The organism is Methylomonas sp. MK1 (assembly GCF_000365425.1).
In the GTDB taxonomy this organism is placed as follows: Bacteria; Pseudomonadota; Gammaproteobacteria; order Methylococcales; family Methylomonadaceae; genus Methylomonas.
Genome location: NZ_AQOV01000002.1, coordinates 529,245 through 541,370, shown reverse-complemented (window position 1 = coordinate 541,370; position 12,126 = coordinate 529,245). Strand labels below are relative to the sequence as shown.

At 51.1% G+C, this 12,126-nt stretch carries 11 protein-coding genes; 7 read left to right on the top strand and 4 right to left on the bottom strand.

All coding sequences use genetic code 11. From position 1 onward, the window contains the following. The first annotated feature begins 33 nt into the window (after window positions 1–33). Together G006_RS0119350 and G006_RS0119345 are read left to right on the top strand one after the other, a co-directional pair. Complete coding sequence (locus G006_RS0119350; protein WP_020484879.1) at window positions 34–1,218, top strand: RNA-binding domain-containing protein; 1,185 nt, start codon at window positions 34–36, stop codon at window positions 1,216–1,218. Further along, entirely contained in the window at window positions 1,215–2,201 is a 987-nt protein-coding gene (locus G006_RS0119345) for a ParA family protein (RefSeq protein WP_020484878.1), read from the top strand. The genes G006_RS0119350 and G006_RS0119345 overlap by 4 nt, the downstream gene beginning before the upstream one ends. Before the next feature lie 96 nt (window positions 2,202–2,297). Here the strand turns inward: G006_RS0119345 and G006_RS0119340 are convergent, their stop codons facing one another. Together G006_RS0119340 and G006_RS0119335 are read right to left on the bottom strand one after the other, a co-directional pair. Next, window positions 2,298–2,498, bottom strand: a complete 201-nt coding sequence (locus G006_RS0119340; protein WP_020484877.1) for a YgaP family membrane protein — start codon at window positions 2,496–2,498, stop codon at window positions 2,298–2,300. An 8-nt stretch (window positions 2,499–2,506) separates the two neighbouring features. Further along, the gene (locus G006_RS0119335; protein ID WP_020484876.1) at window positions 2,507–3,784 is read right to left on the bottom strand and encodes an NAD(P)/FAD-dependent oxidoreductase; all 1,278 of its coding nucleotides are present in this window, start codon (window positions 3,782–3,784) and stop codon (window positions 2,507–2,509) included. Window positions 3,785–3,989: 205 nt separating this feature from the next. Between G006_RS0119335 and msrB the strand changes: the two genes are divergently transcribed. Genes msrB through G006_RS0119310 form a run of 5 tightly spaced genes read left to right on the top strand, consistent with a single transcriptional unit; the run spans window position 3,990 to window position 10,836 of the window. Further along, window positions 3,990–4,382 (top strand): peptide-methionine (R)-S-oxide reductase MsrB, encoded by a 393-nt coding sequence (msrB, locus tag G006_RS0119330; protein ID WP_020484875.1) that lies wholly within the window; start codon window positions 3,990–3,992, stop codon window positions 4,380–4,382. Further along, entirely contained in the window at window positions 4,382–5,686 is a 1,305-nt protein-coding gene (locus G006_RS0119325) for a M18 family aminopeptidase (RefSeq protein WP_026147179.1), read from the top strand. The genes msrB and G006_RS0119325 overlap by 1 nt, the downstream gene beginning before the upstream one ends. Window positions 5,687–5,733: 47 nt before the next feature. After that, on the top strand, window positions 5,734–6,315 hold the full coding sequence (locus tag G006_RS0119320; RefSeq protein ID WP_020484873.1) for a YfiR family protein: 582 nt from the start codon (window positions 5,734–5,736) through the stop codon (window positions 6,313–6,315). After that, a complete protein-coding gene (locus G006_RS0119315; protein ID WP_020484872.1) occupies window positions 6,308–8,668 on the top strand; it encodes an EAL domain-containing protein in 2,361 nt (786 codons plus the stop codon). The genes G006_RS0119320 and G006_RS0119315 overlap by 8 nt, the downstream gene beginning before the upstream one ends. 8 nt (window positions 8,669–8,676) lie before the next feature. After that, window positions 8,677–10,836, top strand: a complete 2,160-nt coding sequence (locus G006_RS0119310; RefSeq protein ID WP_020484871.1) for a TonB-dependent receptor plug domain-containing protein — start codon at window positions 8,677–8,679, stop codon at window positions 10,834–10,836. On the opposite strand, the gene G006_RS0119305 is transcribed toward G006_RS0119310, so the two are convergent. Beyond that, entirely contained in the window at window positions 10,833–11,255 is a 423-nt protein-coding gene (locus G006_RS0119305; RefSeq protein ID WP_020484870.1) for a response regulator transcription factor, read from the bottom strand. The genes G006_RS0119310 and G006_RS0119305 overlap by 4 nt on opposite strands. A gap of 95 nt (window positions 11,256–11,350) precedes the next feature. Then, a complete protein-coding gene (gene lpxA, locus G006_RS0119300; protein WP_020484869.1) occupies window positions 11,351–12,124 on the bottom strand; it encodes an acyl-ACP--UDP-N-acetylglucosamine O-acyltransferase in 774 nt (257 codons plus the stop codon). Between the last annotated feature and the right edge of the window lie 2 nt (window positions 12,125–12,126).

Genomic DNA, 12,126 nt, shown 5'->3' with positions numbered 1-12,126 from the left:
ACTATTACGGCTCTACTGACCTTGTATCCCCTTATGTTGACCGAAAGCCACCTACGTGATTTGTTACTGAAACTAGAAGCCGACAACATCGAAAGAACTGAGTCGATCAATAAAACCGACAAGTTTTGCGAAGCGATATGCGCTTTCGCCAATAACTTACCCAATCACAAACAACCCGGTTACTTACTAATTGGCGTTAAAGACGATGGCACACTCGCCGGCTTGACTGTCAATGATGAATTATTGAAAAATCTCGGCGGCATCAGATCCGATGGCAACGTTCTACCGCAACCCCCCATGACCGTCAGCAAGTTTTCCTTTGCCGACGGCGACATCGCAGTCGTCGAAGTCTTGCCGTCCGATCTGCCGCCGGTGCGCTACAAAGGCCGGGTATGGATCAGGGTCGGACCGCGCAAAGCCATTGCCACCGAACAGGAAGAACGCATCCTCAGCGAACGCCGAGTCGCCATGGCTCGCTCGTTCGACGCTCGCCCCTGCCCGGAATCAACAATCAGTGATCTGGCTCTAGGACAATTCGACGCTTATCGGCGCGAAGCGGTCGATTCAGAAACCATCGCTGCCAACCATCGACCCATCGAACAACAATTAGCCTCTTTTCGGCTTTACGATCCGGAGCGACAATGTCCTTCTCATGCCGGCATTTTGTTATTTGGCAAAAACCCGCGTTTTTTCCTGCCGGGGGCATATGTCCAATATCTCAAGGTTCCCAACACTACGCTTACCGAACTGCCTGATGATCAGGCTGAAATTTCCGGCGATCTTCATTCAGTACTGCGCGAATTGGAGGTCAGGCTAAAAAGCATTATCCAGACCAGCATGCGCCCAACCAGCTTACTTGCCGAGAAACTACTCCCGGATTATCCTGAATGGGCCTTAAGGGAATTGTTGATGAATGCAGTGATGCATCGCAACTACGACAGCAATACGCCAATTCGCTTTTATATGTTCAGTGATCACATCGAAATTCATAGCCCGGGCGGTTTGTATGGTGAAGCAACGCCGGAAAACTTCCCAACGCGCAATAGTTATCGGAATCCGATTATTGCCGAGGCAATGAAATCGCTCGGTTTTGTAAACAGGTTCGGTTACGGCGTTCAAAGAGCACAAGCTCTGTTAGCGCAGAACGGCAATCGTCCGGCCGAGTTCGTGTTCGATGAGCATACGGTACTAGTTAAGGTTTACCGGAGGCTGACATGAAGACAGTCGCTTTTTTTAACAACAAAGGCGGCGTAGGTAAAACATCCCTCGTTTATCATTTGGCTTGGATGTTTGCAGACCATGGCATTAAAACTCTGGCGGCTGATCTTGATCCCCAAGCCAACCTTACCAGTATGTTTCTGGATGAGAATAGGCTGGAAGAGCTTTGGCCGGATGCAGAACATCCCGACACTGTGTACGGATCAATTCGCCCCATTCTGCGAGGCATAGGTGATATTAACAAGCCACATGTCGAAATGATTACTGAACGACTTGGCCTTATAGCCGGTGATCTGGGCCTTTCAAGATTTGAGGATAAACTTTCCGATGCGTGGCCGCGCTGTCGTAACAACGATGAGTCGGCTTTTCGATCCATGACGGCTTTTCATCGGTTGATTCAGCAAGGAGCGGACTGGGGAGCGGAAATAGTGTTCATAGATGTTGGCCCCAATTTGGGAGCGATCAACCGTTCAGCACTAATTGCTTCCGATCAAGTTTGCTTGCCTTTGGCTCCCGATCTCTTTTCTTTGCAAGGTCTCAAAAACCTCGGGCCCACTTTGCGAGAATGGCGAAGGGTGTGGAGTGAGATTCTTCCAACAGCACCTTCCGATCTATCAATGCCCAAAGGTTCTATGCAACCGATCGGTTATATCGTAATGCAACACAGTACGATGAGCACGCGCCCGGTGAAAGCCTATAAACGATGGATGGAACGTATTCCAGATGTTTATCGAACTGACGTACTGGATGAGCAAAGCGGTTCTGGACTTGTTGTGGAACAAGATCCATATTGTCTATCCATGCTCAAACACTACCGCAGCCTTATGCCCATGGCAATGGAAGCACGTAAACCGATCTTTTTTCTGAAATCCGCTGATGGTGCGATTGGCGCCCATATTGAAGCAGTTAGAAGTTGCTATGAAGATTTCGAGAAACTAGCAGCTAAAATTGCGGGTCAGGCTGGTGTAGGATTCCTCTGTTAGCTGAGCGGTTAATGCTCGAGTTAACCCCCTCATCAACATGCTGCCAGGGTTGGTATAAACGCTACCAACCCAATTCCCCAGCAAAAATCTAACAACTCAAAACGCGCTCCCCGGCTTAACACCCAATTTTTTCAGAATAATCGCCAACGGACAAAAACCGCTGAACGATGCTTGCAACAGATTGGCCCCGACGAACGCGGTAAACCACAGCCAATTCGGCGAATGCCAGTGCGCCAGCGCCAGACTGATCAGGATAAACGAGCCGGCAAACGCCATTACCACGCGATCGATAGACATATAGCCTCCTATTTCAAACGAACCACACCCAGGAATTTCAATATCATGCGTTCGTAAAACGGCTCGCTGATGCCGTTTTTAATCTTGCGCATGAAGTATTTCTCAAAACCGATTTTCGCCAGATGCACCCATTTGCCATGGTTGGACCAGGTGGTATTTCTGGGCGGAATTTGCGGCACGGCCAAAAACGCCACGCCGGTGTCGCCCAAATCGGCCAGGCACAACGCGCTTAAACTGGGTATATCAGACGGTTGTTTGCCGGCCAGTTCGTCGCGAATATTATGGGCCGTGGCGGTAACCATCGACTCGATCATGTAACCGGTTTTCGGGGTGCCGGTCGGCACCGGGGTTTTTTCCACCGGCGGCAAGGCGATGCAGACCCCGACCGAATAAATGTTTTTGTAAGTCGGATTGCGCTGATGTTGATCGACAATCACGAAACCACGCGGGTTGGTCAAACCTTCCGCGCCGGAGTGTCGCACCGCATCGACACCGGTAAAAGCCGGCAGCATCATCGAGTGTTTAAACGGCACTTCGTGTTTTTTCTTTTCGTTACCCTCTTCATCGACTTCGGTGACATACATCATGCCGGCTTCGATACGATCCACCTTGGCATTGGTAATCCATTTGATGGTTTTGTCGCGCAACGCGCTTTCCAGCAAACCTTTGGTATCGCCGACCCCACCCAAGCCCAAGTGGCCGATATAGGGCTCGGAGGTGACAAAAGTCATCGGCACTTTGTCGCGGATTTTGCGTTTACGCAGCTCGGTTTCCAGAATCATCAGATATTCGTAAGCCGGGCCGAAGCAGGACGCACCTTGGACCGCGCCCACCACAATCGGACCGGGTTCGGTCATAAATCTATCCCAGTCCTCGGCAGCCAATGCCGCGTGATCGACATGGCAGACCGATGACGTATGCCCACCGTGCGGCCCAAGGCCGGGCACTTCATCGAAGGCCAGGCGTGGACCGGTAGCGATGATTAAAAAGTGGTATTCAACCGAGGAACCATCAGCTAGATCAATTTTGTTGTTGGCCGGATCGACTTTGATTGCGGCCTTTTGAATAAAGTTGATCCCCTTTTTTGCCATCACCGGCGCCAGCTCGATTTTCAAATCCTCGGGTTTGCGCCATTTCGGCGGCACCCAAGGGTTGGAGGGCACAAAGTGGAAAGTCGGCGAATCGGAAATCACCACGACTTCATGCGCATTTCCCACTGTTTCCTTCATTTCGTAAGCCATCGGCACACCGCCGATCCCCGCACCCAACACTACAATTCTTGCCATGCCATTCTCCTCGCTGCTGTTTAGATGAAGATTATCTGCGAATTTATTATTTTTATATTGTTGTTATAAGCTTCAAAACCATGCAGCTCAAGAATATTAGAACCTCCTGATGTAATCAACTGAAATATTCCCGGCTTTTGATTGCTTTTTATGCCGAGGTAGACTGAGTACAATGCCCACTACACCTAGCCTGCGGAACACCAAGATGACCGAGAAACACGATAATGAACAAGCCTGGCGCGAGAAGCTAACTCCCGAGCAATATCATGTCTGCCGGGAAAAAGGCACCGAACCACCATTTACTGGCAAATATACCGACTGCGACGAAGCCGGTATCTACCGCTGTGTCTGCTGCGGTCACGCCTTATTCACCTCCGAGCAAAAATTTCACTCCGGCTGCGGCTGGCCCAGCTTTTGGGACCCGCTAAATTCGGAAAGTCTGGATCAGCATCCCGATAACAGCCATGGCATGCGCCGGGTAGAAGTAACCTGCCAATCCTGCGGCGCCCATCTGGGGCATGTGTTCGAAGACGGCCCGCAACCAACCGGACTGCGCTATTGCATCAATTCCGTGGCGCTAACGCTGGATAAGCAATGATGACAGCCCAGCACCAAGCCCAAGACTTACTGGATTTCATCGACGCCAGTCCCAGCCCTTGGCATGCGGTCGCCAGCATAGAAGAGCGCTTGCAGGCGCATCAATTCCAACGCATCCGGGAAAGCGATGCATGGTCATTGGCTAGCGGCGGGCGCTACTATGTGATCAGAGACGATTCTTCAATTGCCGCATTCGTCATCGGTAAACAAGCCTTGGCGGAAACCGGCTTCAAAATACTCGGCGCCCATACCGATTCGCCGGGGCTGCGCGTCAAACCGCAGCCGCTGCTCGACTCGGACAATCTGTTGCGTTTGGCTGTTGAAGTATACGGTGGCCCGATTCTCGCCACGTTTGCTGATCGTGACCTGAGTCTGGCCGGCCGCATTGCCTATCTGGATAGCGACGGCAACATCGCCAGCCGACTGCTGCGCTTCGCCGAACCGCTGCTACGCCTGCCTAATCTGGCGATTCATATGAACCGCGGCGTCAACGAAGACGGCTTAAAGCTGAAAAAGCAAAGCGAGTTGCCGCTAATTTTCTCGGCCAGTGTCGAGCAACAATTACCCACTGACAAGTTTCGGCAATTGCTGGAACACGCTAGCGGCATTGCTGCCGAGCGAATTTTAAGTTGGGAGCTGAATGCCTACGACACCCAGAAAGGTACTCTTTGGGGTGACGGGCAACTGTTTTATGCCGATAGCCAATTGGACAATCTGGCGTCTTGCCATGCCGGACTGACGGCTTTGCTGGATGCGCCGACACTGGATAGCAACAGTACGCTGGTCTGCGCGTTTTTCGACCATGAGGAAATCGGCAGTGAGAGCTGCAAGGGCGCGGCCGGCAGTTTCCTGCCCGATGTGCTTGCGCGCATCGCCAACGCAGTCGGCAATACCCCGGACGACTACCGGCGCTCGCTAGCCAATAGCTTTATGATCAGCGCCGATATGGCGCATGCCTATCAACCAAACTTTCCCGGTGCCTACGAACCCGGCCACAAAATCATCGTCAATCACGGACCGGTCATCAAGGTAAATGTTAACCATCGTTATGCCTCTGAATGTATTTCAGAGGCTACTTTCATCCGCATTTGCCAAAAAGCCGAGGTGCCTTATCAAAAATACGCGCATCACGGCGACTTGCCCTGCGGCAGCACGATAGGCCCGATAGCCTCTGCGAAATTAGGCATACGCAGTGTCGATGTGGGGTCGCCAATGTGGGCCATGCACAGCATTCGCGAAAGCGCCGGCGTACTCGATCATGCCTATATGATTCGGGCCTTGCGGGGATTTTTAAGCAACCGATAATTTTTCAACTATCCTTGCCTGATGATTTTATCCGGTAGGGAATAACCTTGGTTTCCGTCTTTTCCACTGATGACGCATTGTCGTTGCGGCGCGCCTTTGAGCTCGTAAAGTGGGTAATATTATTTTGCTTTGTCAGTCAGCCTTCGCCGGCAGACGAACTGAACCTGGAGTATAAGGTCAAGGCAGCCTATCTTTATAACTTCACCAAATTCATTACTTGGCCGGAAAAAGCCAGCCCCACCTTTAATATCTGCATTATCGGCCACGACCCCTTCGGGAGTCTGCTGAGCCCGCTGGAGAGCAAGACCGTTCAGGAAAAACCCATTCGGTTGTTCAAGTTCGATACTCCCAAACAGGCGAAAGATTGCGATATCGTCTATTTCGACAATCCCGAGCAGCGCTCAGACCTTGCTTTACCAGGCGTGTTACTGGTCGGCTCCCTGAAAAAGTCACTAACGGTCAGCAGCGAGCCGTTTTTTGCCGAATCCGGCGGCATGATCGGCTTTGCGCTCGACGACGGCAAAGTCAAACTGCACCTCAACCTCAAGGCTTTGAAGCAAAGCGGTTTTAACGTCAGCGCCAAACTCATCGAGGTTGCCATACTGGTGGAGGGGGCCGAGCATGAGTAGATTCTTCTCGCGGCTATCCATCAAAGGCAAATTGTTTAGCATCGCCATTACCTCCAGTCTATTTTCCATGCTGTTGGCCTTGGTGATTTTGGTAACGGTGAACGTCACCGAAGTAAAGCGCAAAGCCCAAAACGACTTAATCGCCGTTGCCAGCCTGATTGCCAACCGAAGTGTCGCCGCAGTGATGTTTGACGACGCGAATTTGGCCAAGGAAAACCTCGTGTCCTTGAATAATCTCCCCGATTTGCGCAGCGCTTGCGTCTACACCAAAAGAGGTCAGTTATTCACCTCGCTGGACAAGCAATCCGCTACCTGCCCGGTCGTATCGCATGGCTTGCGTAATTATTTCGATAAACTCAACCTTTATGTTTATCAGCCCATGCGCCTGGATGACGAAATTGTCGGCGGGATTTTTCTATCCTCCGACCTCAGTGCCGCGTTCTGGCGAGAATTGCAATTTGTCGGCGTCGTCCTGATTGTATTGTTTGTCGCTTTGTCTATTACGTTTTTTCTGACCGCACCCTTGTTAAACCGGGTGGCCAAGCCCATCGCCCAACTGGCTAAAACCGCGCAAAAAGTCAGCCAGGAACACGACTATTCCTTGCGAGCAGCCAAGCACAGCAATGATGAAATGGGAATTTTGGTCGATGCGTTCAACGGTATGCTGGATACCGTGGAGATTCAAAACAAAGCCTTGATTAGCGTCAAAAATAACTTCCAGGCCTTGTACGACAACAATCCGACCATGGTGTTTAACCTGGATATGCAAGGGCAAATCATCTCGGTAAACCGCTTCGGCGCCCGCCAGCTGGGTTTAAGCGTTGAGGAACTGCAAGGCTGCTCTATTTTCAACTTCGCCCATCCCGAAGATATAAACAACTGTAACCAGTTCTTCCAAATCTGCCGTAATCATCCCGAGCAAGTACATAAGCTGGAAAGCCGCATCATCTGCCGCAATGGTAACATTATCTGGGCCAGGGAAACCGCGCGCTTGGTGAAAGACGAAAACAATCGTTCGCACCTGTTACTGGTTTGCGAAGACATTACCGAAACCCGACGCCTCTCGGAAAAAATCGCTTATCAGGCCAGCCACGACGAATTGACCGGCCTGGTCAACCGCCGCCAATTCGACATCCATATTCAGAATTTGGTGTTAGAGGCGCAAGCCAACGACAGCCACCACGTTTTATGTTATTTGGATCTGGATCAATTCAAAATCGTCAACGATACCTGCGGCCATCTGGCGGGCGACGAGCTACTAAGGCAGCTCGGCGAAGTATTGCGCCAACAAGTGCGCAGAATGGACATATTGGCTAGACTGGGCGGCGACGAATTCGGCATCCTGATGTCGTATTGCTCCCTCGAACAAGCCATCATCACCGGCGAAAAACTGCGCAATGCGGTATGCGACTTCCAATTTGCCTGGGAAAACCGTAGTTTCAACATCGGGGTGAGTATCGGCATCGCCCCAATCAATCGCGCCTGCGGCAATGCCGTGGATGTATTGAAAGAAGCCGATGCCGCCTGTTACGCCGCCAAGGAAAAAGGCCGCAACCGGGTACATATCTTTAGTCCGGACGACGAAGAGCTGACACTCCGACAAGGCGAAATGCAATGGGTGGAAAAAATCCGCATGGGAATCGAGCGAGACCGCTTCCAGTTATTCGGTCAATTGATCGTGCCTATAGCAGCTAATCGCGGCGGTCTGCATTTCGAAACCTTGATCCGCTACCGAGACGATCAAGATAAGGTGATTCCGCCCGGTGCTTTTCTACCTGCCGCAGAACGCTACAACATGGCTTCGCCTTTAGACCGCTGGGTGATCTCCCGTTTGTTCCAGTACTTGGCGACTACGCCCGGCTTCCTGGATCGTTTGGAAATGTGCTCGGTCAATCTGTCCGGTTTGTCGCTGTCGGACCAAGCCATGCTGGGCTTTATCGATGAGCAATTCCGCAAATGGCAGATACCAACCCACAAAATTTGTTTCGAAATCACCGAAACAGCTGCCATCAGCAATCTTTCCTATGCTCGGCAATTTATCGATTCGCTGCGCCAAAAGGGCTGTTCTTTTTCCCTGGACGACTTCGGCAGCGGCTTGTCGTCATTTGCTTATCTAAAGAACCTACCGGTCGATTATTTAAAAATAGACGGGCTGTTTGTAAAAGACATACTGGATGATCGGGTAGATTTGACTATGGTTAAGGCCATTAACGAGGTCGCTCATGTAATGGGCAAAAAGACCATCGCCGAATTTGTGGAGAACCAAAATATTTTCGATCTACTACAAACCTTGGGTGTGAATTACGCGCAAGGCTACGGTATTGCCAAGCCGGTACCCCTGCGGGAATTATGAGAAATCCTATGCTGAAAACAGTCAAGAAGCAGCTTTTCAAACACTCTCTAGTCCTTAGTCTCGTCGGTCAGCAGGCCCATGCAGAACAAACTGTAAATGAACTGCTGGATTTATCGCCTGCGGAGTTAGCCAATATTTCAGTGAGCATTGCCTCGGGCACCGCCAAATCGGTGTCGCAATCGGCAGCAGTGACCACCGTTATCACCGCCGAGCAAATTGCCACGATGGGTGCTACCGATCTGCACGAGGTGCTGGAAACCGTACCTGGCATGCATGTTACGATCCAACCGGTCACTAACGATTATAGTTACACGATGCGCGGCATGCGCAACGAAACCAATGCCGAAGTATTGCTCATGCTTAACGGCACGCGTTTCTCCGTGCCTTATCAGGGCACGCATATGGCTGGGATGATTATTCCCGTCGAAAATATTCAACGCGTCGAGGTGATCCGAGGGCCGGGGTCGGCGCTTTACGGCGCGGACGCCTTCGCGGGTGTGATTAATATCGTCACCAAAAAGGCAGCGGATATTGATGGCGTCACGGTCGGCGCACGCGGCGGTAACGCCGATACTAAAAGCACTTGGGGCCAATACGGTGGCAAATGGCAAGGCTGGGATGTAGCAGGCAGCCTGCAATATAGCCATAACGGTGTCGATCCGGATCGGGTCATCGCTGCCGACGCGCAAACCCAAGTCGACCAAGTATTGGGTACGAATATATCGCTAGCTCCCGGCCCCATGCAAACCCAAAACGAACGCTGGAACGGCCATCTCAATTTACAGCGCAAGCATTGGGATTTGGGCTTTTGGGCCTTTAACGAATCAGATTACGGCTTTCGCTCCGGCGCCTATGGTGCCCTGGATAACAAAGGCAAGGGCAATGGCAGCAATTACTTGGCGGATGTGCGTTACTCGACCGAGGACGACATGGAAAACTGGGAATTGCAAGCTCACGCCAGCTTTTTACATACCGATGTCTCGGCCAATATATACGGTTTTCCGGCTGGATCGGTTTTACCAACTGGCGCGGACGGCAACGTCACCGACCAGCTGGCGTCGACTAGAGGCTTAATTCTATTTCCAGAGGGCCTACGTTTCGTAGCCGGTTTTAAAAATACCGTACCCAGTTTTGAGTTCACTAGTATTTACAAAGGTTTCTCCGATCATTTGATCCGCATGATCGCCGGTTTCCGCTATGAGGAAATGAACACTCAGGAAGCGCGCAATTATGGCGTAGGCGTTATCAACGGCGCCGGGCTATCTGCATTTCCCGCCATCAACCTTGCCGGCGGCTTACAAGACTTAACCGGGACCCCTCTTACATTTATCGACGACCATCATCGCGACATCTGGTCCGCGGCGATACAAGACGAATGGCAATTTGCCGAAGACTGGCACCTGACCACCGGTTTGCGCTTTGACCACTATTCCGACTTTGGCGGCACATTGAACCCCCGCGCCGCACTGGTCTGGAACATCAATTCTGAATTGACTACTAAATTGCTCTATGGTCAGGCTTATAGAGCGCCAAGCTTTTTAGAGCAGTATCAGCAAAATAGCCCACTTTTCCTTGGCAATCCGGCTTTGAGCCCGGAAACCATCTCAACTACCGAACTGGCATTCGATTATCGTCCGACGAAGAATCTGAGAACCGCGTTGAATTTGTACCATTATGAGATCCGCGATTTGATTAGCGGCCCGATTTCCGGCGCAGGCACCCTGACCGAGCGTAACACGTCAGGTCAAGACGGCTACGGCAGCGAGTTTGAATGGGATTGGAAGTTTCACTCAGATTGGAATCTACGCGGTAACTATGCGTGGCAATTTGCCCGCAACGAAGCGACTCATACCCGGGTTAGCAATGTCCCCGAACATCATGTTTACACCGCACTCGCTTGGAATTTTGCGCCAAAATGGCAGCTTCAAACGCAAATCAACTGGATAGGTCACCGCCTTAGCAGCCCAGGAGATACGCGCGTTTTGAAAGATTATGAAACGGTCGATTTAACTTTAAATGCTAAAAAACTGATGGGCTATCTGGATCTAACTGCATCGGCTCGGAACCTATTCGATAGCCGCGGAAAGGAACCGGCTACATCCAGCTATCCTTACAATTTGCCCATCGCCGGACAAACTTTTTATTTCGAAGCGGGTTTGCACTTTTAGCTAATTGCTTGAACCGAATAATTCCGGTGAATGGCGTCCAGAAGGTAAGCGACGATCTTACGGCTCAACCAAGCCTCGCCCGCGGCGACTGCATGGATCATTCTATTGATATAGGCCGCCAATGACAGACTGTTTTGATAGCCCTTGGCACCGGCCAGCACGCAGTGCAGAATTTGCTCTTCATGTAAGTCATCGCCGATGATCACGATATTACTGGTCGGACTGGCCGCTAATAACAAGTTGGTATAGTCGGGCGTTTTGCTACCGCGCAATGCAAAATTCAGCAAAATGATGTTGGGTTGGAGCTGTTCGGCAGCATTAAGGGCCTGAATCTCATCTGAATAGAAAGCAACATCCGCTTCCGCCATCAGCATCAGTGGCTGGATTTGACCGATGTTATCGATTACTTGTATTTTCATGATAAATCTTGCTGTCTGTTAGCGGACTGGCTTGCAACTATAGCTTCCGGAACTAATTGGTTAAATTCCTACGGCATTGCCCCTGACTATTCTATTCAGTTGGTAACATCGATAAATCCGTGCAATCCACGTTTGGAATCGACTGCCAACCAACGCCGTAAGTATTGCAGCTCTTCGGTAGATTGCAATTCTTCAAGGCTTTTTTTATTTTTCAACAATCTGAACGCGGCGGAAAGTACTTTGTAATTCTCGCCCACTATACCGGCTCGTCTTAATCCCACGATGTTGAGCCGATAATGCTTCGCGGGCCGGCCACCTATCAGCATAAACGGGATCACATCCATGTTAATCCCTGTTGTTCCTTGCACGATGGCGTAAGCGCCGATCCGGCAAAATTGATGTACAACTACCGCGCCGCCCATAAACACGTTATGACCAACCTCTACATGGCCGCCAATCGCCACATTATTGGCAAAAATAGTTTTATCGCCCACCGAGCAATCATGGGCGACGTGGCTGTTATTCATGAAATAGCAACCTGACCCGATCCTGGTAGCGCTGCCAGCTACTGTAGCCCTATGCGCGGTAAATCCTTCTCGAAACACGTTATTGTCGCCAATCTCCAGCCACGACTCGGTTTGCGCATCAAACCCCAAGTCCTGCGGTAATCCGCCCAATACCGCGTGTGGATGTAACACATTACCGTCGCCCATTTTGACATGCGCATGCACTACGGCATGGGCGCCTATTTGACTATTTGCGCCAATCAAAGCCCCCGCTTCTATCACCGCAAACGGCCCAACGCTGACATTTTCTCCAAGCCTGGCGCCGGTTTCGATAAAAGCAGTTGGATGAATCGATGCAGTCATAG

Coding starts and splice junctions, on each gene's coding strand:
- G006_RS0119350 (WP_020484879.1), top strand. CDS start 34: ATGTTGACCGAAAGCCACCTACGTGATTTGTTACTGAAACTAGAAGCC.
- G006_RS0119345 (WP_020484878.1), top strand. CDS start 1,215: ATGAAGACAGTCGCTTTTTTTAACAACAAAGGCGGCGTAGGTAAAACA.
- G006_RS0119340 (WP_020484877.1), bottom strand. CDS start 2,498: ATGTCTATCGATCGCGTGGTAATGGCGTTTGCCGGCTCGTTTATCCTG.
- G006_RS0119335 (WP_020484876.1), bottom strand. CDS start 3,784: ATGGCAAGAATTGTAGTGTTGGGTGCGGGGATCGGCGGTGTGCCGATG.
- msrB (WP_020484875.1), top strand. CDS start 3,990: ATGACCGAGAAACACGATAATGAACAAGCCTGGCGCGAGAAGCTAACT.
- G006_RS0119325 (WP_026147179.1), top strand. CDS start 4,382: ATGACAGCCCAGCACCAAGCCCAAGACTTACTGGATTTCATCGACGCC.
- G006_RS0119315 (WP_020484872.1), top strand. CDS start 6,308: ATGAGTAGATTCTTCTCGCGGCTATCCATCAAAGGCAAATTGTTTAGC.
- G006_RS0119310 (WP_020484871.1), top strand. CDS start 8,677: ATGCTGAAAACAGTCAAGAAGCAGCTTTTCAAACACTCTCTAGTCCTT.
- G006_RS0119305 (WP_020484870.1), bottom strand. CDS start 11,255: ATGAAAATACAAGTAATCGATAACATCGGTCAAATCCAGCCACTGATG.
- lpxA (WP_020484869.1), bottom strand. CDS start 12,124: ATGACTGCATCGATTCATCCAACTGCTTTTATCGAAACCGGCGCCAGG.